The sequence below is a fragment of the Methylobacterium sp. 13MFTsu3.1M2 genome (assembly GCF_900112625.1).
Lineage (GTDB): Bacteria > Pseudomonadota > Alphaproteobacteria > Rhizobiales > Beijerinckiaceae > Methylobacterium.
Window position 1 is genome coordinate 34,861 of the sequence record NZ_FOMM01000014.1, and the last position, 25,634, is coordinate 60,494.

The 25,634-nt window shown below is 73.3% G+C and carries 21 protein-coding genes; 4 read left to right on the forward strand and 17 right to left on the reverse strand.

The window, feature by feature from the left end:
• Window positions 1-115: 115 nt before the first annotated feature.
• Together BM314_RS15035 and BM314_RS15040 are read left to right on the forward strand one after the other, a co-directional pair.
• Window positions 116-409 carry a DUF2218 domain-containing protein gene (locus BM314_RS15035; RefSeq protein ID WP_012320003.1) on the forward strand — a complete coding sequence of 98 codons (294 nt, stop codon included), beginning with the start codon at window positions 116-118 and terminating at the stop codon, window positions 407-409.
• A gap of 149 nt (window positions 410-558) precedes the next feature.
• Complete coding sequence (locus tag BM314_RS15040; RefSeq protein WP_091978734.1) at window positions 559-2,151, forward strand: ABC transporter substrate-binding protein; 1,593 nt, start codon at window positions 559-561, stop codon at window positions 2,149-2,151.
• A gap of 16 nt (window positions 2,152-2,167) precedes the next feature.
• Here the strand turns inward: BM314_RS15040 and putA are convergent, their stop codons facing one another.
• Complete coding sequence (gene putA, locus BM314_RS15045; protein WP_091978736.1) at window positions 2,168-5,854, reverse strand: trifunctional transcriptional regulator/proline dehydrogenase/L-glutamate gamma-semialdehyde dehydrogenase; 3,687 nt, start codon at window positions 5,852-5,854, stop codon at window positions 2,168-2,170.
• 102 nt (window positions 5,855-5,956) lie between these two features.
• Window positions 5,957-6,769: a polysaccharide deacetylase family protein gene (locus BM314_RS15050; RefSeq protein WP_091978738.1), complete on the reverse strand. Its 813-nt coding sequence runs from the start codon at window positions 6,767-6,769 to the stop codon at window positions 5,957-5,959.
• A gap of 141 nt (window positions 6,770-6,910) precedes the next feature.
• Here BM314_RS15050 and BM314_RS15055 point away from each other — a divergent pair, with 141 nt between their 5' ends.
• Window positions 6,911-7,957 carry a saccharopine dehydrogenase family protein gene (locus tag BM314_RS15055; RefSeq protein WP_091978741.1) on the forward strand — a complete coding sequence of 349 codons (1,047 nt, stop codon included), beginning with the start codon at window positions 6,911-6,913 and terminating at the stop codon, window positions 7,955-7,957.
• Window positions 7,958-8,100: 143 nt separating this feature from the next.
• Here the strand turns inward: BM314_RS15055 and BM314_RS15060 are convergent, their stop codons facing one another.
• From BM314_RS15060 to BM314_RS15080, 5 genes are all read right to left on the reverse strand, one after another.
• Window positions 8,101-9,624, reverse strand: coding sequence for a UxaA family hydrolase (locus BM314_RS15060; protein WP_091978743.1), 1,524 nt, complete (start codon window positions 9,622-9,624; stop codon window positions 8,101-8,103).
• Window positions 9,625-9,670: 46 nt separating this feature from the next.
• The gene (locus BM314_RS15065; RefSeq protein ID WP_091978745.1) at window positions 9,671-10,981 is read right to left on the reverse strand and encodes an MFS transporter; all 1,311 of its coding nucleotides are present in this window, start codon (window positions 10,979-10,981) and stop codon (window positions 9,671-9,673) included.
• 107 nt (window positions 10,982-11,088) lie between these two features.
• The gene (locus tag BM314_RS15070) at window positions 11,089-12,159 is read right to left on the reverse strand and encodes a malate/lactate/ureidoglycolate dehydrogenase (RefSeq protein ID WP_091978747.1); all 1,071 of its coding nucleotides are present in this window, start codon (window positions 12,157-12,159) and stop codon (window positions 11,089-11,091) included.
• A gap of 120 nt (window positions 12,160-12,279) precedes the next feature.
• A complete protein-coding gene (locus BM314_RS15075; RefSeq protein WP_091978749.1) occupies window positions 12,280-13,779 on the reverse strand; it encodes a M81 family metallopeptidase in 1,500 nt (499 codons plus the stop codon).
• A gap of 32 nt (window positions 13,780-13,811) precedes the next feature.
• Window positions 13,812-14,528: a DUF1194 domain-containing protein gene (locus BM314_RS15080; RefSeq protein ID WP_091978751.1), complete on the reverse strand. Its 717-nt coding sequence runs from the start codon at window positions 14,526-14,528 to the stop codon at window positions 13,812-13,814.
• Window positions 14,529-14,750: 222 nt separating this feature from the next.
• On the opposite strand from BM314_RS15080, the gene BM314_RS15085 reads away from it, so the two are divergent.
• Entirely contained in the window at window positions 14,751-14,972 is a 222-nt protein-coding gene (locus BM314_RS15085; RefSeq protein WP_020094582.1) for a hypothetical protein, read from the forward strand.
• Window positions 14,973-14,990: 18 nt separating this feature from the next.
• Here the strand turns inward: BM314_RS15085 and BM314_RS15090 are convergent, their stop codons facing one another.
• The 10 genes from BM314_RS15090 to BM314_RS15135 form a co-directional block, all read right to left on the reverse strand.
• Complete coding sequence (locus BM314_RS15090) at window positions 14,991-15,758, reverse strand: DUF1223 domain-containing protein (RefSeq protein WP_091978753.1); 768 nt, start codon at window positions 15,756-15,758, stop codon at window positions 14,991-14,993.
• 7 nt (window positions 15,759-15,765) lie between these two features.
• Window positions 15,766-16,782 (reverse strand): lipid A biosynthesis lauroyl acyltransferase, encoded by a 1,017-nt coding sequence (locus BM314_RS15095; RefSeq protein WP_091978755.1) that lies wholly within the window; start codon window positions 16,780-16,782, stop codon window positions 15,766-15,768.
• Window positions 16,783-16,921: 139 nt separating this feature from the next.
• Window positions 16,922-17,944 (reverse strand): zinc-binding dehydrogenase, encoded by a 1,023-nt coding sequence (locus tag BM314_RS15100; RefSeq protein ID WP_091926887.1) that lies wholly within the window; start codon window positions 17,942-17,944, stop codon window positions 16,922-16,924.
• A gap of 11 nt (window positions 17,945-17,955) precedes the next feature.
• On the reverse strand, window positions 17,956-18,273 hold the full coding sequence (locus BM314_RS15105; protein WP_091978757.1) for an SH3 domain-containing protein: 318 nt from the start codon (window positions 18,271-18,273) through the stop codon (window positions 17,956-17,958).
• A gap of 2 nt (window positions 18,274-18,275) precedes the next feature.
• Window positions 18,276-19,043 carry an SDR family oxidoreductase gene (locus BM314_RS15110; protein WP_091978759.1) on the reverse strand — a complete coding sequence of 256 codons (768 nt, stop codon included), beginning with the start codon at window positions 19,041-19,043 and terminating at the stop codon, window positions 18,276-18,278.
• Window positions 19,040-20,323: a beta-ketoacyl-ACP synthase gene (locus BM314_RS15115; protein WP_091978761.1), complete on the reverse strand. Its 1,284-nt coding sequence runs from the start codon at window positions 20,321-20,323 to the stop codon at window positions 19,040-19,042. The genes BM314_RS15110 and BM314_RS15115 overlap by 4 nt, the downstream gene beginning before the upstream one ends.
• Before the next feature lie 99 nt (window positions 20,324-20,422).
• Window positions 20,423-21,679, reverse strand: a complete 1,257-nt coding sequence (locus BM314_RS15120; protein WP_170868123.1) for a Zn-dependent hydrolase — start codon at window positions 21,677-21,679, stop codon at window positions 20,423-20,425.
• A gap of 126 nt (window positions 21,680-21,805) precedes the next feature.
• Window positions 21,806-22,267: a tellurite resistance TerB family protein gene (locus tag BM314_RS15125; protein WP_020094590.1), complete on the reverse strand. Its 462-nt coding sequence runs from the start codon at window positions 22,265-22,267 to the stop codon at window positions 21,806-21,808.
• Between the two features lie 230 nt (window positions 22,268-22,497).
• Window positions 22,498-23,664 carry a carboxylate-amine ligase gene (locus BM314_RS15130; protein WP_091978765.1) on the reverse strand — a complete coding sequence of 389 codons (1,167 nt, stop codon included), beginning with the start codon at window positions 23,662-23,664 and terminating at the stop codon, window positions 22,498-22,500.
• A 90-nt stretch (window positions 23,665-23,754) separates the two neighbouring features.
• On the reverse strand, window positions 23,755-25,272 hold the full coding sequence (locus tag BM314_RS15135) for a CYTH and CHAD domain-containing protein (RefSeq protein WP_091978767.1): 1,518 nt from the start codon (window positions 25,270-25,272) through the stop codon (window positions 23,755-23,757).
• Window positions 25,273-25,634 lie beyond the last annotated feature (362 nt).

The following is a 25,634-nucleotide window of genomic DNA, read 5'->3' on the forward strand; positions in this document are numbered from 1 at the left end:
TCCGTCGGCGCCAGGCATGGCAATTGCTCTGAGGCCTCCCTATCTCGCACGTGCGAGATCGAACGACGAACCGTCACCGACAGGCTGTTTTCACATCCATCTGGAGACCGACGGAATGCCCACCTCCCAGGCCCGCGTGCAGACCACCGAGGCGAGCCGCTACCTGCAGCAGCTCTGCCGGCACTGGAGCCACAAGTTCAAGGTCGAGGCGACCCCCGTTCACGGCACCGTGCCCTTCGGCGAGGACCGCGTCTGCACCTTCGATGCCGAGCCCGACGCGCTGGTGATGCGCATCGACAGCTCCGACCCGGTCAACCTCACCCGGCTGGAGAACGTCGTGGCCGACCATCTCGCCCGCTTCGCCTTCCGCGAGAGCCTCGGCGACATCCGCTGGTCGCGCGCCGCCTGAGGGCCCGCGCAGCGCGATCACGGGCGACCCGTCCGGCTACCGGCCCGGGCGGGTTCTGAGATCCCGATCTAAGCGCGGCAGTGGCGCACCACTTGCACGCGAACCCGGCTTGCGGCCAGATCGGACGCCGCCGTGACCGGGATCGATTCATGAAGCGACGCACCCTGCTGACCGGCGCCGGAGCCCTGATGGCCGGGGCTCTCGCCCGGCCGGCCCTGGTCCGGGCGGCCTCCGCGACGACCCTGCGGTTCGTCCCCTACGCGGACCTCGCGCTCCTCGACCCGATCATCACCACCAATTACGTCACGCGCACCCACGCGCTGATGGTGTTCGACACGCTCTACAGCCTCGACACCGCCTACCGCGCTCAGCCGCAGATGGTGGCGGCCCACGAGGTCGCGTCCGACGGCCTCACGTGGCGCCTGACCCTGCGGGACGGCCTGCGCTTCCACGACGGGACGCCCGTCCTCGGCCGCGACGTGGTGGCGAGCCTGAAGCGCTGGGCGCAGCGCGATGCCTACGGCGGGGCCCTGTTCGCGACGGTGGACGAACTCTCGGCGCCCTCCGACACGGTGGTGCAGTTCCGCCTGAAGCGGCCCTTCCCGCTCCTGCCCGACGCCCTGGCCAAGCCGACCTCCTACGTCCCGGTGATCATGCCGGAGCGCCTGAGCGCGACGCCCGCGACGCAGGCGGTGCCGGAGATCGTCGGCAGCGGTCCGTTCCGCTTCGCCGCCGACGAGCGTGTTCCGGGCTCGCTCAACGTCTACCGCCGGTTCGAGGCCTATCGACCGCGCCCCGACGGCACGCCGAGCTTCACGGCGGGGCCGCGGATCGCGCATTTCGACCGCGTCGAGTGGCGCACGATCCCCGACGGCGCGACCGCGGCCGGCGCCCTGCGCTCGGGCGAGATCGACTGGTGGGAGCAGCCCCTCGTCGATCTCGTGCCGGACCTGAACCGCCAGCCCGCCGTGCGGGTGGATCTGGTGGAGACCGCCGGGCTGATCGGCCAGATCCGCCTCAACCACACCCTGCCGCCCTTCGACAATCCCGCGATCAGCCATGCGCTGCTCGCGGCCGTCGACCAGACCGAGATGATGGACGCCGTCGCCGGCAGCGACCCGGCGATCCGGCGCGGGCCCGTCGGCATCTTCACGGCCGGCGGGCCGATGGCGTCCTCGGCCGGCATGGAGGCGCTGACCGCCCCCCGCGACCTCGCCGCCGCGAAGCGGGCGCTGGCGGCGGCGGGCTACAAGGGCGAGCGCGTCGTGCTGCTCTCCGGGACCGACGTGCCGCGGATCAACGCGATCTGCGAGGTGATGGCCGATGCCTGCCGCAAGATCGGGATGAACCTCGACGTCGTCGCCACCGACTGGGGGACGGTCAACCAGCGGATCCTGAACGCCAAGCCCCTGGACCAGGGTGGCTGGTCGATGTTCGGCATCTTCTCCGGCGGGCTCGACCACCTCTCGCCGGCCTACCATCTGGCCGCCCGCGGGAACGGCCGGGCCGGCGTGCCGAGCTGGCTGACCGACGCGCCCCTGGAGGAGCTGCGCGGCGCATGGTTCGACGCGCCGGACCTCGACGCCCAGAAGGCGCTGGCGGCGCGGATCCAGGCGCGGGCGCTGGAGGTCGGCGCCTACCTGCCCTGCGGCCAGTATTTCCAGCCGACCGCCTACCGGCGGGACCTCGAAGGCATGCTGACCGGGCTGCCGCTGTTCTGGAACCTGCGCCGGTCGGCCTGACCGGGCAGTTCCGGGCTCACCCGACGCTCATCAGGCTGGCATTGCCGCCGGCCGCCGCGGTGTTGATCGTGGTGGTGACCTCCTCCACGAGGCCGGCCGGATCGTAGAGGTCGCCGGCCGCCAGCGCCTCCGGGCAGCGGGCCTGGATCGGCAGGATCGCGCCGTCGCGGGCCGCGACGGCCCTGTTCAGGGCCAGCAGGTCGTCGGCGTCGCCCGCGAACAGGATTCCGGCGATCGCGCCTGCGCGCCCGAGATCCGGCGCCCGGGCAACCCGCGCCGCGCACGCTTCCGGCAGACCGTCCAGGACCGGATCGCGCCCGTCCGGCCCGATGACGACGGACGCGTTGCCCGTGCCGAGGATCGCGCCGATCTGGAGCAGGAGCGCCGTCTCGGTGGCCGCGACGGCCGCGACGCGCCCACGGGGATGCAGCGCGTAGAGGTTGCGCTCACCGACGGGACCGGCCAGCGCGATCGCGGCGCGGCTGGGATAGCGGACGGATTCGAGCCTGTCCGCGAGGTCGTGCCGGTGCCGCGAGCGCAGCCACGCCGTGTAGGGACGCAGTGCCGAATCGTCGGCGGCCAGCCCGTCGCGGGCGGCGGCGGGTGCGCGTCGCAGCAGGCGGCCGAGGGCCAGCGGGCCGCCGGCCTTCGGGCCCGTCCCCGACAGCCCGGAGCCGCCGAAGGGCTGCACGCCGACAACCGCGCCGATGATGTTGCGATTGACGTAGCGGTTGCCGGCCCGCACGCGGTCGAGGACGCGGTCGATGGTCTCGTCGATGCGGCTGTGCAGCCCGAAGGTGAGCCCGTAGCCGGTCGCGTCGATCGCCGCGAGGAGCGCGTCGAGGCCGTCGCGGCGGTAGCGCAGCACGTGGAGCACGGGACCGAACACCTCCTGCTCGACATCGGCGACGGCCCCGATCTCGATCAGGGTCGGCGGCACGAAGGTCCCGGCGCCGGCCTCGGGCGGCAGGGGAAACTGCTCCACCGGGAAGCCCCGCGCGCGCATCCGCGTCACGTGTCCGACGACCCGGTCGGCGGCCTCGGCGGTGATGACCGGCCCGACATCGACGGGCAGGCGCCGCGGGTCGCCCACCCGCAGCTCCCGCAGGGCGCCCTTCAGCATGTGCAGCGTCCGGTCGGCGATCTCCTCCTGCAGGCACAGGATGCGGAGCGCCGAGCAGCGCTGCCCGGCGGAATCGAAGGCCGAGGCGATGACATCGGCCACCACCTGCTCGGCGAGCGCGGAGGAATCGACCACGAGGGCGTTCTGGCCGCCGGTCTCGGCCACGAACGGCACCGGCTCGCCGAAACGGTTCAGCCGCTCCGCCAGAGCCCGCTGGATGCCCTTGGCCACCGCCGTCGATCCGGTGAACATCACGCCCTGCACGCGCGGATCCTCGACCAGGGCGGCGCCGACCCGGCCGTCGCCCGGCAGGAGGTGCAGCGCCTCGACGGGAATCCCGGCCGCGTGCAGCGCGCGGACGGCAGCGGCCGCGATCAGCGGGGTCTCCTCGGCGGGTTTCGCCAGGACCGTGTTGCCCGCCGCCAGGGCGGCCGCGACCTGACCGACGAAGATCGCCAGCGGGAAATTCCACGGCGCGATGCAGGCGACCGGACCGAGCGGCGCGTGCGTCTCCCCGAGGGTCCGCTCGGCCTCGGCGGCGGCGTAGCGGAGGAAGTCGACCGCCTCGCGGATCTCCGCGACGGCGCTCGCGCTGGTCTTGCCCGCCTCCCGCACGACGAGCCCGATCAGCGGCGGCATCTGCGCCTCGAGGGCGTCGGCGGCCCGCCGCAGGCAGGCGGCGCGCGCCGTCGCTGGCGTCGCCGCCCAGCCGGCCGCGCCCACTTGCGCGCGCGCCACGGCGACCGCCACGGTCTCGGCCGTCGCCGCCCGGTAGAAGCCGACGATGTCCCGGCGGTCGGCGGGATTGTGGACGGGTTCGTCGGCCGCCGCGTCGTCCGCGCCCGAGGGTGCCGCCCGCCACGCGGTGCGGCCGCTCGCCGCCAACCCGTCCGACAGCCGGGCGAGCTCCGCCTCGTCGGCGAGGTCGAGCCCGGCCGCGTTGGCGCGGGCCGGGCCGTAGAGCGCCCGGGGGGCCGCGATCCGCGGGTGCGGCGCGCCGGGATCCGGCGCAGCCTCGACGGCGGCGACCGGGTCGGCGATCAGGTCCGCCACCGGCACGGCCGCGTCGGCGACCCGGTTGACGAAGGACGTGTTGGCTCCGTTCTCCAGGAGGCGCCGCACCAGGTAGGCGAGCAGGGTCTCGTGCGTGCCCACCGGCGCGTAGATGCGGCAGGGCCGCTGCAGGACGGCGTCGGCCATCACGGCCTCGTAGAGTGGCTGGCCCATGCCGTGCAGGCACTGGAATTCGTACTGACCGAGCCGGAAATCCGGGCCTGCCATCGCGACGATGCTCGCCAGTGTCTGCGCGTTGTGGGTGGCGAATTGCGGGAAGACCGCGTCGGGCGCCGCGAGCAGCCGGCGCGCGCAGGCGAGGTACGAGACGTCGGTGTGGACCTTCCGGGTGAAGACGGGGAAGTCAGCGAGGCCGTCGACCTGCGCCCGCTTGATCTCGCTGTCCCAGTAGGCGCCCTTCACGAGGCGCACCATCAGCCGCCGGCGGCACCGCCGCGCGAGGTCGATCAGCACGTCGATGACGAAGGGGCAGCGCTTGCCGTAGGCCTGGACTACGAAGCCGAGCCCGTCCCAGCCGCCGAGATCCGGGTCGGCGGCGAGACGTTCCAGGATGTCGAGCGACAGGTCGAGGCGGTCGGCCTCCTCGGCGTCGATGTTGAGGCCGATGCCGTGCTCCCGCGCGAGGCGGGCGAGGTCCCGCACGCGGGGATAGAGCTCGGCCAGGACCCGGTCGCGCTGCGCGCGGGCGTAGCGGGGATGGAGCGCCGAGAGCTTGATCGAGATTCCGGGGCCGCGGAGCACGCCGCGCCCGGCCGAGGCCGCGCCGATCGCCGCGATCGCGTCCGCGTAGGCGCGCCGGTAGCGCTCGGCGTCCTCGGCGGTCACGGCGGCCTCGCCGAGCATGTCGTACGAGTAGGTGAAGCCCTTCGCCTCGAGCCGCGCCGCGTGCCGCAGGGCCTCGGCGATGGTCCGCCCCGCCACGAACTGTTCGCCCATCATCCGCATGGCGAGATCGACGCCGGTGCGGATCACGGGCTCGCCGCCGCGGGCGATCAGCCGGGTGAGCGCGGCGGACAGGCCGGTTTCGTCCCGGGTCGCCGCCAGCTTGCCGGTCACGAGCAGGCCCCAGGTCGCCGCGTTGACGAAGGGCGACGGGCTGTGCCCCAGATGGGCGGCCCAGTCGCCGCCGGCGATCTTGTCGCGGATCAGCGCGTCCCGTGTCGCCGCGTCGGGGATGCGCAGAAGCGCCTCGGCGAGGCACATCAGCGCCACGCCTTCCTGGCTGGACAGCGCGTACTCGTGGATCAGCCCCTCGACGCCGCCGCGGGTGCCCTGGCGCCGCAGGGTCTCGACGAGGCGCCGCGCGTCCTCGGCGACGCGCCGAGCCGCCTCGGGCGGTAGGCGCGCTTCTTCGAGGAGCGGGAGCACGCAGTCCCGCTCGGGCCGCCGGCAGGCCGCGACCACCGCCCGCCGCAGGGGCGACAGGTCCGCAAGGCCGGCCGCGAACGCGCCGAAAGTCTCGCTCGCCGCCGCGGCCGCCTCGTCGACAACGCCGGATCCGGACATGGGCCGCCCCTCGGACACGGCGCGCTGGCATCGCGCCGTCGCGGACTCACGCTACACCGTCGGGGGCCCGCGTCGAGGCCGAACACGCTGTGGCCGATCGCGTCACTTCGAGGCCTGCGCGTGGGCGGATTCCAGCGCGACGGCCAGGAGCGGCTGCGCACCCTCCCGACGCAGCGTCGCTACGGGAATCTCCACCGGGTCGGCACAGGCCTGGACGACGTGCGCGAGGTCGAACTGCACCGCGAGGCCGCCGGCCTTGGCGTCGAGCCACGCCATCATGGCCGGGGGCTGTCCGTCATAGGTTTCGGCAACGGCCTCGCGGCACTCCTTGTCGGCGTCGTCCGCCTTCGGATCGCCCGTCTTCGGACGATAGCCCGCGAGGTAGAGGGCGTGCAGCCTCTTCGACGCGAGCGTCACCATCTTGGTCCCGCCCGGGCCCTCCGCCAGGGCAAGCTTCCCGGTCAGCGAGGGGGGCAGCAGGGTCGTCCAGTCGACCGGGGCGCCGGTGGTGAGATCGTAGACAATCGACATCGTGCCGCTGTTCGGGTGCGCGCCGCCGCAGAACCCGCTGTCGAAGATGACGAAGCTCAGGAAGCGCGGGCCGCGCATCGGGGCCTGGACGGTGCGCTCCCAGGAGCTGTTCTTCCCGCCCTGATCCTTGCACGCCTGCTCGGCCTTGAGGGCCCGCGCGTCGAGGCGCTTCAGCGCCGCGTTGATCCGACGCTCGGCCTCATCGGCCGGCGCGGCGATCTGCGGCATGGCGGCGATGCCGGGGCTCGCGTCGGACGGCGCCTTCAGGACCACCGGCCCGTCACCGGCCTGGGCGGGCGCGGCCAGGCCCAGGAGGACGGCGCCAAGGCAGCCGATCCTGCGGCTGGCGCGGCGCGCGCGCGGCGGGAGGTTACGCTCGTACATCGTGCCTCGGCTCCTGTTCGGGCGGGGACGGAGGGTGTCAGATCCCCGCCACGGGACGATCGGATCGGCGCAGCCCTAGCATCCGGGACGGCGACGCGGCGCGCGCTTTGACACCGGCGGAAGCGGTGTCAGAACGCCGGGATGACCGCGATCCTGATCTACGGCGCCACCGGCTATACCGGGCAGCTCCTGGCCGCGCACGCCGTCGGGCAGGGATTGCGCCCGATCCTGGCAGGGCGCGATCCCGAGAAGCTGCGGCCGCTGGCGGCCCGGCTGAACCTCGAGATGCGGGCCGCGCGGCTCGACGATGCCGCGGGCCTGCGGTCCGCCCTCGCGGGCGTGGCGGCGGTGATCCACGCGGCCGGCCCGTTCTCGCAGACGGCGCGGCCGATGGCCGAGGCCTGCCTCGCGGCCGGCGCGCACTACGTCGACATCACCGGCGAGATCGCCGTGCTGGAGGCCCTCGCGGCCAAGGATGCCGAGGCGAAGGCGGCCGGCATCGTCCTCCTGCCGGCGGCGGGCTTCGACGTGGTGCCGAGCGACTGCCTCGCCGCCCACGTGGCCGGCCGCGTTCCCGGCGCGACGCATCTGCGCATCTCCATCGGCGGGTTCGGCGGCTTCAGCCGCGGCACGGCCCGCACCATGGTGGAGGGCATCGCCTGGGGCACGCGGGTGCGCCGGAACGGGCGCATCGTCGAATTGCCGAGCCCTCCGCGCGCCACCGCGGATTTCGGAACGGGACCGCGCCGGACCGTCGGGCTCGGCTGGGGCGACGTGTCGAGCGCGTGGTACTCGACCGGTGTCCCGAACATCGACGTCTACTTCGAGGCCTTCCCCGCCATGGCTGCGGCGGCCGGCCTGCCCGCCGGCATTCGGCGGATCATCGCGGGCGGCACCGCCCAGCGCCTGATCAACCGCGGCATCGACCGGCTGCCGGAGGGCCCTTCGGCCGCCGCGCGCGAGAAGGCCCGCAGCACCTTCCTGGCGGAGGCCTGGGACGGCGCCGGCCGCCGCGCGGCGAGCCGGATGGAGACGCCTGAGGGCTACACGCTCACCGTCTGGACCGCCTTGGAGGCGGCCCGCCGCGTCGCCGCCGGCACCGTCGCGCCCGGCTTCCACACGCCGGTCACGGCCTTCGGCGCCGACTTCATCCTGAGCTTCCCGCACGTGGTCCGGACCGACCTCTGAGACGAGGCCTGCACGGCGGTCGGAATGGCCGTCTCTGCGAGCGCAGCGAAGCAATCCAGGGCTGCGCCACGCTCACCGAAGTTTCGCCTCCCCGGATCGCCGCGCTGCGCCCGCGATGACGGCGGAGCGCGCGCGCCGCTCCCTCACACCGTCGCGCCGATCTGCCAGGGGGCGAATTCCGACGCGCCGAAATCGAACTGCTCGCTCTTCGTCCGCTCGCCGCCGGCGACCCGCAGGATGAGGTCGAAGATCCGGTGGCCGGCCTGCTCCACGCTCTCCGCGCCGTCGAGGATCGTGCCGCAATTGACGTCCATGTCCTCCTCGAGTCGACGGTACATGGCCGAGTTGGTGGCGATCTTGATCGAGGGCGACGGCTTGCAGCCGAACACGCTACCGCGGCCGGTGGTGAAGCAGACGAGGTTCGCGCCGCCCGCGACCTGACCGGTCGCCGAGACCGGGTCGTAGCCGGGCGTGTCCATGAAGACGAAGCCCTTGGCGGTGACGGGGTCGGCATAGCGCAGCACGTCGACCAAGTTGGTGCTGCCGGCCTTCGCCATGGCGCCGAGGGACTTCTCCAGGATCGTGGTCAGGCCGCCGGCCTTGTTGCCCGGCGACGGGTTGGCGTCGATCTCCGAGCCCTCCTTGCGGGTGTACTCCTCCCACCAGTGCATCAGGTCGACGAGCTTCTGGCCGACCTCCGGGCTGATAGCGCGGCGGGTGAACAGGTGCTCGGCGCCGTAGGTCTCGGTGGTCTCCGACAGGATCACCGTGCCGCCGTTCCGCACCACGAGGTCGCTGGCGATCCCCAGCGCTGGGTTGGCCGACACGCCGGAATACCCGTCCGAGCCGCCGCACTGCAGGGCGACGATCAGCTCGCTCGCCGGCACCGGCTCGCGGTGGACCACGTTCGCCTCGGCCAGGATGCCGGTCACGAACTCGATCCCGGCCTCGACGGTCTTCCGGGTGCCGCCGAGGCTCTGGATGTTCATGCTGCGGATCCGGCCGCCGAGCCCCTGCTCCTCCAGGAAGGCGCCGATCTGGTTCACCTCGCAGCCGAGCCCGATCATGACGATGTGGGAGAAGTTGACGTGCCGCGCGTAGCCCGCGAGCGTCCGCCGCAGGAGCCGGAGCGGCTCGCCCATCGCCATGCCGCAGCCGGTCTTGTGGGTCAGCGCCACGACACCGTCGACGTTGGGATAGGGGGCGAGCGGGTCGAGGCCGAGGATCGGGTGCCGCCGGAACGCGTCGGCGATCAGGTCGGCGACGTGCGCGCTGCAATTCACCGAGGTGAGGATGCCGACGTAGTTGCGCGTCGCCACGCGCCCGTCGGGGCGGCGGATGCCCTGGAAGGTCGCGGGCGGCGTCACCAGCTGGGTCGGCCTCGCATCGACCCCGAACGCGTAGTCCCGGGCGAACTCGCCCATCCCGAGATTGTGGACGTGGACGTGGCGACCGGCCGCGATGTCCGCCTTGGCGAAGCCGATGATCTGCCCGTACTTGGTCACCGGCTCGCCGCTCCGGTGGGCTCGGACCGCGACCTTGTGGCCGGCCGGGATCCGCTCCGCCGCCGCGACGCCGTCGGCGACCGGCGTTCCCGGCTCGATGGCGCCGCGGGCCACGGCCACGCCGTCGGCGGGGCGGAGGGTGATCACGGGATACGTGGACATCGGTCTCTCCTCGGATGCCGTCGCGCCGGTCGCCGTCACCGCGCCGTCACCGCGCCGCTTCGGGGCGCAGGGCCGGGGCGCGAGCGTCGCGGACCGGCAGCGGCGCGATCTCGCCGACCACGAACAGGTAGATGAAGGCGCCTAGCAGGCAGAACCCGCCGGCCACGATCAGGGGGATCACGAACGAGCCCTGGGTGACCGTCAGCATGACGCCCGTGAAGGTCGTCGTCACGATCCCGGCGACGTTCGATGCGAAGTTCTGGATGCCGCCGATCGAGGCCACGTGGGCCGGGGTCGGCGCCACGTCGCCGGGTAGCGCCCAGATCGAGGCCGCCGTGAAGGCGAGGCTGCCGTAGGCGACCGCGAAGCACAGCAGCGCCACGTAGATGTTCGGGGAGATGATCGACAGGGTGATCACCGACGACATCAGCATGCCGCCGACGAGGCAGGTCTTGCGGGCCGCGGTGAGGCTCCAGCCGCGGCGGTAGAGCGCGTCCGACGCGAAGCCGCCGAGCCAGCCCGCGGGGATCGACGCCAGGGCGGGCAGGCTGCCGAGCGTGCCGAGCTCCGCAAGGGAGAAGCCCCGCGCCTTGACCAAGTAGGTCGGGAACCACGTGATGAAGAAGTAGATCACGAAGTTGAGGCAGAAGAACCCGGCCATCATGCCCCAGATCGTGCGGTAGCGGAACAGCGACAGCCACGGCACCTGGTTCCGGGCGTCCGCCGCGTCGACGGTCTTCGGCCGCTCCTGCGCGGCCCGCAGTCGGGCGAGCTCCTCCGGCGACACCTTCGGGTGGTTCTCGGGCTCGCGGTAGAGCCACATCCAGAACACCGCCCAGACGAAGCCCAGCACGCCGGTGATGACGAAGGATTCCCGCCAGCCCAGCGTCGCGATGACCCAGGAGACCAGCGGGATCGCCAGGGCCGAGCCCACCCGGGAGCCGCTGTCGAAGATGCTGCTGGCGAAGCTGCGCTCGCTGCGCGGGAACCACGAGGCCGCGACCTTGGCGAAGGACGGGTAGGCCCCGGCCTCGCCGATACCGAGCAGCATGCGCAGGCCGAGCAGGGACAGGAACCCCCGTCCGACCGCGGTCAGCGCCGTGCAGGCCGACCACCAGACCACCGCGACGACGAGGGAGAGCCGCGCGCCGACCCGGTCGGCCACGTAGCCGAAGGGCAGCTGCATGATCGCGTAGGTCCAGAAGAAGCCCGACAGGATCAGGCCCATGTCGGTGGCGTCGAGCCCGAGTTCCTTGGTCATGGAGGGCGCGGCGACCGCGAGGTTGGCGCGGTCGATGTAGTTGATGGCGTTGGCGGCCATGCAGAGGCCGATCATGAGCCAGCGCAAGCGAGGCATCGTGGGCTCCTCCCGTCTTCCGGGTATGGCGTCCCCGGTCCGTGCGGCGCCCCCGTTGAGGCCGGGGGTCGCCGCCGAGCGTGGTGTCGTGCCGGATCGTTCCCGGCTCAGGTGCGATAGGCGTTGCCGTCGAGGCCGTGTGGCCGGCCGGCGGCGAGCAGGGTCTCCCAGACGGGCTCGGGCAGCGGCACGCCCTCGGCGAGGCGCTCGGCGCGCATCCGCCGCTCCGGCTCGCCGGGCAGCAGGACCTCGGCGCCCGGCATCGGCTTGGCGCTCTTGAAGAAGTCGAGATAGGCCCGCGTCTCGGCCGCGAGGGCGTCCTCGGTGCCGAGGGCCGACGGTGTGACGTAGATCGACAGCATGCCGTTGCAGATCCGCCGCTGCCCGGGCCCGGCCGTGCCGGAGCCGGTGAGCGCGCCGGCCAATAGCTCGCACATCAGCGCGAGGCCGGAACCCTTGTGCTCGCCGAAGGCCCGGATCGCACCCGCCCCGCGCTGGTTGTCGCGCTCGACGCCCTCCAGCGGGCCGAACAGGGTCGCCGGGTCGGCGCTGAGGCGGCCGTCGGGCTCGATCAGCGCCCCCTCGGGCAGCGGCTTGCCGCCCCTCGAGGCGACGAGCACCTTGCCCTCGGCGACCAGCGAGGTGGCGAAGTCGAGGATGATCGGGTCGCCGCCCGGAACCGGGAAGCCGGCCGCGAAGGGCGCCGTCGAGAAGCGGCGCTCCACGGAGCCGAACGGCGCCACGAGGAGGCTGCCCGCCACGTTGACGAAATGGACCGAGACGAGCCCCGCCGCCGCCGCCCGCTCGGCCCACTCGCCGATCCGGCCGATATGCCCGGCATGCCGCAGGGCGATGATCGCGACGCCGTTCGCCCGCGCCTTGGCGATCCCGAGATCGACGGCGACGGGGCCGGCCGTCTGCCCGAACCCGTAATGGGCGTCGACGAGTGCGAAGTTCGGCGCGTCGGTCACGATCTCGGGCGTGCGGCCGGCCTCGACCTCGCCGGCGCGCAGCCACTCGACGTAGCGGGTGACGCGGACCACGCCGTGGCTGTCGTGGCCGGTGAGGTTCGCCGCCACCAGGAAGCGGCCGATGCGCTCGGCCTCCGGCTCGGCGCATCCCTCGCGCACGAAGATGTCCCGCACGTAGGCGGTCAGCCTGTTGGCCGGAATCCGCATCCCGTCTCTCCCTCGCCGCGCCTCACCGAGCGCGTGCGGGATGGACCTAGCGCCCTCGCACGTGCGGGGCGAGCACCGGCGGGTGACGGCGGCCGCCGCCTGTCGTCCCCGCCGGACCGGTCACGGGTCGGACGGGACGGGCCCGGGCGGGTCGCCGTAGGGGAAGAAGTCGGCGGCCCGCATCTGCGCGTAGGCGAGGTGATCGAGGCGCACCGTGCCGAGGAACGGCTCCGGCGGCTCCACCAGCAGGATCGTGCGGGCGTAGCCGCTGTCATCGAAGCCGCGCCGGAAATGCACCCGCGACTTGATCGCCACGACGTCGAAATCCGCCGGGTCCAGGCCGAGCCGCCACAGCTCGTCGGGCTCGACGATCTGCGCGAGCTGCGGGCTCAGCACGAGGACGTTGCCGGCCCCGAACGCGACGCAGATCCAGGTGCCTCCGCCGCCGCTGCCGGCGACGCCGGGCTCCGGCGCGGCGACGACGCGCAGCACGGTCCCGGTGACGCGCACCGGGTCGCCCGCGGACGGGTCGCCGCCACCGCCGACCGGCGCGTCGAACGGGTCGCCGGCCGCGAGGGGCCCCGCCACGATGTCGGTGGACGCCACCGTGGCGACCAGGGTGCGGGCGAGGCCCTGCCGGAGGATCTCGCCCAGCAGCCAGGTCGCCCGGCCCGACCGGTCGCTGTGGTCGGCGAGGACGACCGGGGCGGCCCCCTCCGCCACCGCCGCCCGGGCGAGGCGCACGCCGTCGGCGATCGTGTGGATCCGCGTCGTCTCGAGCAGCGCGCGCCGCTGCCGCCACGCGAAATCCGCGACGTCCCGCGCCACCCGCTCGGCGAGGGCCGGGTCGTCGTCGGTGATCGCCTGCACGGTCATCCCGCCGTCCGGGGCGTCGCCCCACGGGAAGCCGAAGAAGACGTTGACGTACACGTCCGGCTCGCGCGCCTCCCAGACGAGGGCCCGCTGCACGAGGTCGGACCACGGTGCGGCGCCGGTCCACTGCACGACGGTCGGCGAGAGGATCGGCACCTTGAGGGTCCGATGCGCCGGCCGGTAGTCGCCGCGCACGGCGCGCACCAGCATCCGGGCAGCCCGCTGCCCCTGCAGGTGGCCGTCGTAATGCGGGAAGTACTTCACCGCGAAAGCCATGTCGGCGTGGTCGAGGAAGGCGGCGTCCTCGTTGCCGTGCAGGTCGAAGGTCCCGACCAGGATCGCCCCCTCGCCCACCGCGGCGCGCACCTGCCGGGCGATGTCGGCCTCCGGCCTGGGGACGCCGCGCACCGCCATCGCGCCGTGCAGGGCGAGATAGACCCCGTCGAACGGGCCCTGCGCCCGCAGCTCCGCCACCATCTGCCCGAGGAAATGCGCGTAGGCGTCGGCGGTGATCCAGCCCGAGGCGGTGCCGGTGCGCGGCCAGAGCGGCGAGGTGATCCCCACGAGCTCGACGCCGTCGTACTCCCGCGCCACCTGCACGAAGCCGCCCATGTAGCCCTTGGGATCGGTGGCGAGCAGCGCGGCTCCGGCAGCCGGTGAGCCGGGATAGATGAAGTCGTCCCGGGTCGTGTCGTTCGGCAGGAACGTGACGGTCTCGTGCGTGAACTGGAGGACGGCAAGGCGCATCGATGGTCGGTCCTCTGGGATCCGGGTGACGGTCAGGAGATCTCGCGCACGAGCTTCGCGATGAGCGAGCGGCCGAAGGCCGCGAAGCTCTCGGCGGTCATCACGAAGGCGCCCTCCCCGCCGATCACGACGCTCCGGTAATAAGCGGCCAGGCCGCCCGCCGGATTGGTATGCTCTTTCAGGAAAGCCGGCATCCCCTCGGGTTCGGTGAGGATCACGATGCCGTTGACCGTGATGCCGGCCGCGACGGCGGCGTCCCGGGCCTCGGCGATGGGACGCCCGGCATTGCCGGTGCCGTCACCGGAGATGTCGATCACCCGGCGCTCGGCGCGGAACGGCGCCCGGGCCAGCAGGTCGGCGGCGAAACCGATCGCCGAGCCGATGGCGGTGCGGCCGTAGAACGGCCGCGGCACGGCGCCCAGACGCGCCGCGAAGGCGGCCGCGTCCTGCGCGGAGGCGATCACCATCCAGTCGACCGCCACCTGCTGCTCGCCGGGCCCGGCCCAGTCGAACAGGGCGACGCCGATGCGCCCGGTGGGGCCGTCGCCGATGGCTTGCAGCACGCGCGGGTCGCCGAAGGCCTCGACGTAGCCGCGGCGCTCGAGGTCGAACCGGGCCTCGCTGATGCTGAGCGACACGTCCACCGCGAGGACGAGGAGGAGGTCGACGCCCGTATCCGCCGCGCGCGCGGGGCGTCCGGCCAGCGACAGGGCGGCGAACATCCCGGACAGGAACGGGCGTCGCCGCATGGCCGACCCTCGATCTCGGGCGCCCGCGTGGGACGGCGGGCCGCTCACCCATGCAACGAGCCTGCCGACCCGCCGGTTCGAGCGCTCCGGCCGCGCCGCGCGAAGGTTCCGCTCCCGCGGCGCGGACCCGCGCCGCTTTCGGCCGCATCACGGGCCTGGGCGGCCGCCCTACCTGCGGCGGATCGGGGCGCCGCCGGCGCCGCCCACCCAGAGACAGTCGTCATGCAGCGTGTTCGCCGAATCGGTCGTGCCATCGAGAACGGGATCGTCGGGGCCGTGACCGGGACGGTCGCAGGCGTCAGCCGGATGATCGACGGGCTGATCGGGCTAGTGGGCCGCCTGTCCGAGCGCCTCGACGCTCGCCTGTCGTCGCTCGCCGACGCGTCCCGGGCGCGCCACCGGCGCGAGGGCCGCCGGCAGATCGACCCGATCTCGCTGGAGTAGCAGCGCGCGACCCCGCGCCTAGAGCCCCGGTCCCTTGGCGGCCCCGAAGATGCGGCCCGGCTTGCCGTCGGCCGCGCCCTGGAGCAGGACGACCCAGCTGTCCGCGTCGGCGACGCGGGCCTGGGTGTCGGGCACCTCGAAGCGAGTCGGCTGGCCCGTCCAGGGACCGAGCCGCTGCATGCCGCGGACGATGTTGACGTAGGTCGCCGTCCGGCCGCCGTTCTCCCCGGACTGGATCGCGATGGCGCGGCTGCGGAGCACGGGCACCAGCCAGACGTCGCCGCGGATCTCGGTCTTGGCCTCCGGGGCCGCCCCGACCTCCACCAGGATCCGGTCGCCGTTGGTCTCCCCGCGCACCGGCACCGGCAGCCCGCCGTGCTGGCAGGCATCGCGGATCAGGCGCTCCAGGGCCGGCCGGTCGGACCCGACGGCGAAGCCGTTGCCGTCGACCACGACCTGGGGCGTGAAGACCTGTCGGGCCCCGCGGCCCCGCGCGTAGGCGCGCTGGCGCTCGGTCAGCGGCCGCAGCGCGAGCGTGTCCTTCCAGCCGAGATAGTCCCAGTAGGTCACCGGCAGGGTCAGGGCGATGACGCCGGGCTTGTGGGCGAGGTCGCGCAGGACCGGGTCGGCGGAGCGGCAGGCGCCGCAGCCCTGGCTGGTGAAGAGCTCGACCACGGCGCGGACGGGCTCGGCCCGCGCCGGCATCGCGGCCAGCGCCGCGCAGGCAAGCAGCGCGGCGCGCAGCGCGCGGCGGTCGCGGGTCGGGGCGCGGTGCCGGGGCGTCATCGATCCATCAGACCGTCTGCGAGGCCGAAGGTGAAATCACGTTGGCTTGAGAGATCTCTACTGTCGGTTGAAGTGGCGCCGGCGCCACTCTCGGCTTGGGCAGCATGTCGGGCCGCCAGCGGCGATGCATCCACAGCCACTGGCCGGGATTCTCCCGCACCCAGTTCTCGACCACGGCCGTCATCGCCTGCATGGCGCCGGCGACGTCGATGGTCCCGTCGGCCGCCCTGGGCAGGTCCAGGGGTGGCGTCAGCTCGAGGCGGAAGCGGCCCTCCGGCAGGCGCACGACGCGCACGCCGTGCACCGGGCAGTCGTAGTGGCGGGCGAGCTTGGCCAAGAGGGGGTTGGCGAGGCATGGCCGGCCGAGGAACTCCACCACGACGCCACGGGTGAAGTGCTGGTCGATCAGCTGACCCAGGTGGCCGCCGGTCTCGACCACGTCGCGCATGGCGAAGACGGCGCCCGGCGTGGAGGCGGCGAGCCCGCCCATCGTCCGGCGGCGGACCTCCTGGACGAGGCGCGCGGCGGCGGGGTTGTTCGGCGGCCGGAACACCGCGGTGGCCTCGAGGCCGAACTTGGCCGCGCAGATCGCCGGCAATTCCCAGTTCGCCAGATGCGCCGAGAAGATCAGACCGGGCCGGCCGTCGTCCCGCAGGGCGTAGAAGTGCTCGATCCCGGCGACCTCCGTCCGCAAGTCGCCGGTGGCGGCGGGATCGTAATCGAATAGGCTATCGAGATGGGCGTACTCGGCCCCCGTCCGGCCGAGATTGTCCCAGGCCTCCAGGGCGATCCGCTTCCGCTCCGCCTCCGACATTTCGGGGAAGGCCGCCCGGAGGTTCGCCATCGCCGTGCGGTGCGCCGGCAGGAGCGGTCCCAGGGTTCGCAGGAGCGCGGCGCCGAGTACCGTGGACCGGACCGGCCCGAGGATCCGGGCCAGCAGCACCAGGGCGCGGATCACCGGGATCATCGCGAAGCCCGCGAGGCGCGGGTACGACCGTTTGAGCAGGAGGGCGAGACGCAGCACAGTCGATTCCAGGATACGGTCCGGGCGGCCCCCCAGCGCACCCGTACAGCGACGTTTACGACAAGTCTCCCGCAGCGCGAAATGCGGATCGCCGCACCCGGTGACGGTGCGGCGCCGGGCGGGTGCGCCGCTGCCGGCGCTAGAGGCTGACGAGGATCTTGCCGAACACCCGGCGCGATTCGAGGCGCTCCAGACCCTGCGCGAAATCCGCCAGCGGGTACACGGTATCCACCACTGGTCGAATGCCCGCTTCCATCTTGGCGAGGGCCTGCCCGATATTCGCGAGCGAGCAGCCGAACGAGCCGGTGATGCGGTACTGCTGCTGGAACAGCTGCATCAGGTTCATGGTCGCCGAGACGCCCGAGGTCGATCCGCAGGTCACGAGTCGGCCGCCGCGCTTCAGGCAGAGCAGGGAGCCGTTCCAGGTATCGGCGCCGACATGCTCGAACACCACGTCGACGCCCTTGCGCTTCGTGAGCCGGCGGACCTCGCCCTCGAAGCGCTCGGTGCGGTAGTTGATGACGTGGTCGGCGCCGAGCTCGGCGGCCTTGCGACCCTTCTCGTCGTCGCCGACCGTCGTGTAGACGGTGCAGCCGATCGCCTTGGCCATGCGGATCGCCGCGGTCCCGATCCCGGAGCCGCCGGCATGGACCAACACGCTCTCGCCGGGCTCAAGGCGCGCGTTGTCGAACAGCATGTGCTGGACCGTGCCGAAGGCGATGCCCGCACAGGCGGCGTCGGTGTCGCTGACGCCGTCCGGCACCTTCACGACGAGGCGGGCCGGCATGGTCACCAACTCCCGGGCGAAGCCGTCGAGATGGAAGCCCATCACGCCGGACACGTCCTCGCAGAGGTTGTCGCGCCCCTCGCGGCAGGCCTTGCACTTGCCGCAGGTCATGGCGCCGTACGGCACGACCCGGTCGCCCGCGACGAGGCCGGTGACGCCCGCCCCGACCGACTCGACGGTCCCGGCCGCCTCCGCGCCGACGATCAGCGGCATCTTCCGCTTGGCGAAGGCCATGCCGCGGAAACCCCAGACGTCGATGAAGTTGAGGCCGACCGCGCGGATGCGGATCCGGACCTCGCCGGCGCCGGGCGCGGGCGGCGGCTCGATCTCGGTGAGGCGCAGGTCGCGGTCGCCGAACAGTTGGAGGGCTCGCATCGTGTCTCTCGTCACTCCGGCGCCAGGTAGCGCCGCCGCGCCCATCCGAGGGCGCGTCCGGCCTTCACCCGGCACCACGTGGTGCGGCTCGGCGTGTCGTTGGTGCAGCCGAAGACCAGGGCGCGGCTGCGGATCTCGCCGATCTGCTCAGCGGACGGGTCCGGCTCGGCGCGGATGCTGAGCGGCTCGCCCGGCGGCAGGCCAGAGATCCGGTAGACCTGCGGCTCCGCCCGGGCGTCGCCCGGGGCCAGGAGAGCCGCGCTGCAGAGGGCGGCGGTGAGGGCGAGGCTGGCGCGCATCGGCAGGATCGTCCGGTTCGGCGGCGCCACCGTCAGGTCCGGTGGACACCCATCATGGCGGTCAGGCCGCCATCGACGGGCAGCACGGTCCCGGTGATGTAGGATGCCCCCTCGCCCATCAGGAAGGCCGCCAGCGCCGCGACATCCTCGGGCCGCCCGAAGCGGCCGGCGGGAATCTGGCGCTCCATCCCGTCGCGGTAGGCGGCGTAGCGGTCCATCATGGCGGTGTCGACGAAGCCCGGGGCGATCACGTTGACGGTCACGCCGCGCTTGGCGGTCTCGATCGCCAGGGTGCGGCAATAGGCGATGAGGGCGCCCTTGGTCGCCGCGTAAGCGGCGTTGCCGGCATTGGCCCGCAGGGCGGCGACGGAGCCGACCGCCACGATGCGGCCCGCGCGCGCCCGGGTCATCTCCCGCACCAGCGCCTTGGCGAGGCGCGTCAGCGAGAAGAAGTTGACCTGCATGGCGGCCTCGGCGCGCTCCTGATCGAGCATCGCCGCGAGGGCGTCGCAGGACTGGCCGGCATTGTGGACGAGGCCGTAATAACCCGCGGCCTCGGCGGTCTCGCAGAAGGTGTCCAGCGCGGCCCGGTCGGCGAGGTCGACGGGATGGGCCGCGAAAGACCGGTCCGGATACGCCGCCCGCAGCTCGGCCAGCAGCCCCTGCGCGGCCTCGGCCGAGGCGCGGTAGGTGAAGTCGACGCCGAGGCCGGATCCCGCCAGCGCGCGGACGATCGCGGCGCCGATGCCGGACGCGCCGCCGGTCACGAGGACCCGGCGCGGGGTGTCGGCGGCGCTCACGCGGGCTCCGCGCCGAGGACCAGGCAGGTGTTCTGGCCGCCGAAGCCGAACGAGTTCGACAGCACGGTCCGCACCGGCAGGTCGCGGGCGGTCTCCACGATGTCGAGGGCGATGGTCGGGTCCGGCACACGGTGGTTGATGGTCGGCGGGATGCGGCCGTGACGGATGGTCAGCAGCGAGACCGCCGCCTCGATGGCGCCGGCCGCCGTGAGGGTATGGCCGATCATCGACTTGTTGGAGGTGACCGGCAGGGCGGTCGCGCGGTCGCCGAACACGGCCGCGAGGCCCAGGGCCTCCATCTTGTCGTTCTCCGGCGTCGAGGTGCCGTGCGCGTTCACCGTGTCGATCGCCTCGGCCGCCACACCGGCATCGTCCAGGCTCGCCCGGATCGCCGCGATGATCGGCGCGCCGTCGGGGCTGGACCGGGTGCGGTGGAAGCCGTCGCCCTTCTCGCCGCAGCCGAGGACGTAGCCGAGGATCGCGGCGCCGCGCGCGACGGCGGCCTCGGCGTCCTCGAGCACCAGGGCGGCCGCGCCCTCGCCCATGACGAACCCGTCCCGGTCCTTCGAGAACGGCTTCGAGGCGGTCGCGGGGTCGTCGTTGCGGGTCGAGAGCGCCGACAGCAGCGAGAAGCGGATCAGCGATTCCGGGTTCACCGAGCCGTCCGTGCCGATGCAGAGCGCCGCCGCGGTCTCGCCACGCCGGATCGCCTCGACGCCGAGCTGGATCGCCGTGGCCCCCGACGAGCAGGCGGTCGAGAGCGAGATCGGCGAGCCCTTCGTGCCGAAGCGGTCGGCGATGCGGTCGGCGACCGTGCCGAAGATGAACAGGTCGTGCCAGGGATCGAAGCGGCGCGTCGCTGCCGCCCGCAACAGGCCGGCGTAGTCGACCGGGCCGTCGCCGGCCGCGGCCTCGGCCAGGGCCTGCCGCTGCGGCCACTCCATCTCGACCGGCGGGACCGCGATGAACAGGGCGCCCGGGAAATCGCCCCTGGCGCCGATCCCGGCCTGCGCCACCGCCTCCTCGGCGGCGACGGCGGCGAACCGCTCGGACAGGAGCGGCGCGACGAGCGGATCGGTGTCGAGGAAGTCTACCGTCCCGGCGATGCGGGTGCGCAGCGTGTCGGTCGGGAACCGCGCGATCGCGTGGATGCCCGACCGGCCCTCGGTCATGGCCGCCCACGTGTCGGCCTGTCCCTGACCGAGGGAGGAGACGACGCCGATGCCGGTGACCGCGACGAGCGGCCGGCCCCTGGCGTCGCGGTAGGATCGCGCGCTCATGGAGCGGTCCTTACGGGATTTTCCGCCGCGGTACACCTCCGCGCGGGCGGTGCGGCGCGCTCGGCGCCGGGACGACGGGCGCCGTCCCGGCGGGAAGCCTCAGGCGCGCGGCGTGTTGGCGAGGCGGAGCACCGTCTGCAGCAGGACGTCGGCGCCGGCGGCGCAGTCGGCCTGCGTGGCCGATTCCGACTCGTTGTGGCTGACGCCGTCCTTGCACGGCACGAAGATCATCGCCGCCGGGACCTTCGCGGCGAGGTTGCAGGCGTCGTGGCCGGCACCCGAGATGATCCGGCGGCGCGGATGCCCCAGGCTCTCGGCGGACGCGTCGATCGCCGCCACGATCGCGGGGTCGAACGGCACCGGCTCCTTCCGCCAGATCCGGGTCAGCGCGATCTCCAGATGGCGCCGCGCCGCGATCTCGGCGGCCGCCTCGCCGAGCGCCGCCTCCATCGCGTCGAGAGTCTCGGAGCGCGGATCGCGCACGTCCACCGTGAAGGCGACCCGGCCCGGCACGACGTTGCGGGACGGCGCCAGGATCGCGGCCTCGCCGATCGTCGCCACCGCGGTGGGCGCGTGGCCCAGCGCGATCCGCTCGGCGGCCAGGGCGAATTCCGAGAGGGCGAGCAGCGCGTCGCGGCGGCGCGGCATCGGCGTCGTCCCGGCGTGGCTCTCGAAGCCGGTGATCACGCCGTCGAACCACATGATGCCCTGGCCGCCCTCGACCACACCGATGGTCTTGCCCTCGGCCTCCAGGATCGGCCCCTGCTCGATGTGCAACTCGACGAAGGCGCCGATCTCCCGCGTGCCGACGGCCTCCACCCCGCGGTAGCCGATGGCGTCGAGGGCCTCCGCCACCGTGGTGCCGGCGGCGTCGCGCTTGGCCAGGATCTCGTCCGTGGTGAAGTCGCCCGCGTAGGCCGCCGAGGCCATCATGGCGGGGGCGAAACGCGAGCCCTCCTCGTTGGTCCAGTTGACCACGAGGAGCGGCGCCTCGGTCTCGATGCCGGCATCGTTCAGGCTGCGCATCACCTCCAGCCCCGCCAGCACGCCGAGGACCCCGTCGAACTTGCCGCCGGTCGGCTGGGTGTCGAGGTGCGAGCCGAAGGCGATCGGCTTGCGGCCCTTGTCGCGGCCCGGCCGCAGGGCGTACTGCGTGCCGAGTGCGTCGACCGACACGGTGAGCCCGGCCGCCTCGCAGGCCTCCCGGAACCAGTCGCGAACCTGGCCGTCCTCGGCCGAGAGCGTCAGGCGGTTGATGCCGCCGGCCGGCGTGCCGCCGAATTCCGCGGTCTCCAGGATCGTCGCCCAGAGGCGCGCTCCGTCGGCGCGCAGGTTGTGGGTCTTGCTGAGGCTCATCTCGGCCATGCCGGTTCCTTTCACGGCGGGTCGCCGTGCGACGCTGACGTTATAGGCGGGCGCGACCGACTTGGCAGCGCTCCCACCACGCGCACCCGAGAGCAACCGCGGTGCCAACCGGGCCGGTCAGGCCAGCGGGCGCCGCACCGGGTTGGCGCGCAGCAGCGCGATCGCGTCGACCCGGAGGGCGACGGCTATCTCGCCAAGGGCGCCCGCCTCGATGTTGCTGATCCCGTCTTGGTCGGCGACGTCCGCGGCGATCAGGAAGACGTTCTCGCGCTGGGCCGCGGGCCGCTCGGCGACCGCCGCGACGTGGCGCAGGTTCTCGGCCCGGCCGAGGCGGGTGCGGGCCCGGGCGATGCCCTCGTAGAGCTCCGTCTCCAACATGAGCGCGTCGTAGCCCTTCATCAGGACCGGGTCGGCCTTCAGGCCGTGCAGGGCGGCGTCGAATTCGGGGCCCGCGACCTCGCCGTCGGCCACGATGACGTTGGCGGCGGCCGAGACCGCCGCGAGCATCAAGGCTTTGTCGCCGGCATAGGCCGTCACGGTACGGCCGACATGGCCGAAGAGGTCGCGCAGGAGGCTCATCTCGGAGGGTCGGCCGCGGAGTCGGGGTGGCTGCTGGAACGCGAGGGATAGCAGAGGACGGCACGGAGGGAACCCGTCGCCGCGCGACCGGCCATAAAGGCGCGCGGTACCGGCGGCCAGACATCCTTCGGCAACATGGCCATGCGACTCATACGGCCGACCGCGTCCTCGAGCGCGGCCGACGGAACGCGGCCTCGACGATCCCCCCTCAGCCGGTTCCGCGCCCGTCGTCACGCCGCCGGAGCGATGTTCGGGTGCCCCCCAGGCCCGGACCTCGAGCCGGCGGCGGTCTCCGCCGCGAGATGATCGACCACCGCCGACAGAGCCGCGCGCTCCCGCGCGCCCGACCGGCGCGCGGCCGCGAACACGCCCATCTGCCTGTCGGCGCTGGTCCCCTCCGCCACGATCCGCGCCGCGTGCCCGCAGGCGGCGGCGCAGCCCAGCGCCTCGGCATCCTCGGCGATGTCGGCGAGGAGGGTCTCGACCAGCGCGGAGATCGGCACCGTCCGGACCTGCGCCTCGTCGATGAGCGTCGCGCGCACGCCGTCGCACTCGGCCCGCCAGAGATTCTCCATGACGAAGCCGCGGGAGGCGGCGGTCAGGCCGGCATTGAGCCGCTTGTCCCGGACCACCCGGCGCACGAGGCAGCGGAACAGCGCGGCGATGCACAGCGCGTCGTCGAGGCGCGTGCAGCTGTCGGCGACACGCAGTTCGAGGGTCGGATATTTCAGCGACGCGCGCACGTGCCACCAGAGATAGCTGGCATCCGCGATGGCGCCCGAGCGGGTCATCACGTCGACGTAGCGGGCGTAGTCGTCGGCATCGGCGAACAGCTCGGGCACGCCCGTGCGCGGCAGCTCGGCGTAGGCGCGCATCCGGTAGCCGGCGAGGCCGGTCTGCTGCCCCTGCCAGAACGGCGACCCGGTCGAGAGGGCGAGCAGCACCGGCAGGTAGGGCAGCAGCCGGTTGATCAGCCCGACCCGCGCCTCGGGGTCCGGGACCTCCACGTGGACGTGAAGGCCGCAGACGAGGTTGCGCCGGCCGAGCATCCGGAGGTCGGCCATGATCCCGTGGTAGCGGGCCTTGTCGGTGGGGCGCTGGTCGCGCCACCGGGCGGTCGGATGCGTGCCCGCGGCGAAGGTCAGGATCCCGCGCTCGGCGCCGATCTCCGCGAGGCTGCCGCGCAGATCCGCGAGATGCCCCCGTGCCTCGGCGAGATCGGCGGTCGGCGGCGAGGCCACCTCAACCTGGCACTGGAGCTGCTCGCGCTCGGCGTCGTCGAGGCGGGCCCGCACGGCGGCATGGAAGGCCCGGAGGCCAGCCCGCGGCGTGCCGCGCGTGCGCGCATCGGCCAGGAAGAACTCCTCCTCGATGCCGAACCTGTAGGCGTGGGCCATCCGCGCTCCCTGCCCCGGACGGGCCGATCCGCGTCCGGCGAATGCCGCCGCACCGGCCGGGTTCCGACCGGGCCGGCGGCGCGAGAAGCCTCAGCGCCAGAAGGGCTTGACGTCGAGGAGCTCGGACCGTGCGTCCGCGGCCGCGTCGAGCAATTTCTGTGCCCCCGGATCGTCGGGACCCGGCATCGGCGGTCCCGACAGGCTCTCGGTCATCGCCCGGGCCGTCTCCAGGTCGTTGAGCGCGCCGAGGTGGTCCTGCAGGTCGGAGAGCGCGGCGCCGAACTTCTCCTGCCGGCGGACCGCCTTCTTCTTCCGGTAGAGACCGGCGAAGAACTCTGCGCCGTAGCGGAGCTTCTTGGCGGCGATCCGCGCCCGGTGCCGCGTGTGCGGATCGAGGTGCCGGAGGCCGCGCCCGCGCTTCTTGAGGCGCGCGCGCGCCTTGTCGAGCACCTGCGCGGCGAAGTGGCGCCCGTCGACGGCCGCGTCCGGGCCGTCGGCCCAGGAGCCCGACTCGACCCAGCCGGCGAAGTCGATGACGAGCGCGCGCCATTGCGGGCTCTCGAGGGTCTCCGAGACCGCGTCGTACGCGGTGGCGCGCTCCGCCTCGGCGCGCGCGCGCAGGGCGTCCAGGCCGGGCTCGTCGGGGCGCTGTTCCGCGAGATCCGGCAGCGTGTCGCTCAGAAATACGTCGAGGTTGCGGGCGTGGCCGAAGGGCTCGGTGACGCGCTTGATCTCGTCGTTGAAGCCGGCCGCCCGGGGATCGCTCTCCAGCATGGGCCCGAACAGCGACAGCGCCGAGCGCAGGCGGCGCAGGGAGACGCGGATCTGGTGGAGCGCCTCGGGCGGGCGGCCGCCTTCCAGGAAGGCGGTCTCGTTGAGGCGCATGTGGCGCAGGCAGGCGCGCGCCACCCGGCGGAAGACCTCCCCGGCGCTCGCGCCCTCGGGCAGATCCACGGGCTCGGCCTTCACGACGCCGGGCTCGATCCCGTCGAGGAGCGCGTAGCCGACCGCGCTCTTGGCTTTTACGCCGAGGCGCAGCGGCACGGTCTCGGCCAGCTCCCGCGCCAGCGCGAACAGGTCAGCCGGATCGCCGGACTGGAGTTCCAGCTCGACCTCGCAGAGCGGCGCGACGCCCGAGTCGGTCTCGACACGGCCCTCGTCGAGGGTCACGAGCACGCGCGACTCGCCCTGCGCGACCGGGACCTCCCGGCGCTGCACCACGGTGGCGAACAGCCGCTCCAGCGGCGCGTCGGCCTCGCGCAGGACCGGCCCGGCGGCCGTGTCGGCCCAGGCCGCGGGCTCCGGCGCCTGCCCGGCGATCTCGCTCTCCCACTCGGCCCGGTCGAACAGGCCAACGCCGCCGCTCCCGGCCTTCACGGTCTGGATATGGCGGTCGCCCTTGGCGCGGACGCGCAGGGTCAGGCCGTTCTTCCGGAGCGCGCGATCGGGCGTGTCGTAGTAGGTCGTCACCAGGGATTCGGGCTCGGTCGCCGACGCGTCCTTCAACCGGGGATGGGACACGAGCGCCGTCAGATCCGGCCCGGCGCAGTCGAGCTTCAGCTCGACCTCGCGGGGGGCCGCCGCGGCGTGGCTATCGGTGTCGCTCATACGCTCCTCTTCGTCGCCTGCCCCGGCTAACAAGCCAGGGATGGGCTCCGGTTGCATCGCATCCTGCGTCGCATCTCGCGGAACCGGCATCGGGGCGTGACCGTCCGACGCACCCGCGGCAGCAAAGGCGGCGGCGCCGCCGTCGTCAAGCTGGGACGGGACCGGTCGCCCGCGGCGGATGGATGCTGCGCTGCGTTAAAATCGCGCTTTCCCAAAACGGCACGGCGTGGCAAGACAAATTGTCCACAATCCATCTGCCTCGCAGCCCCGGCCCCGACCGCCCGGAGGCGCACACGGCGCCGCGACGCGCCGGCGCGGCGGATTCCCCTTCGAGCGAGCGGTGCGCCCCTTGTGGACGGCGG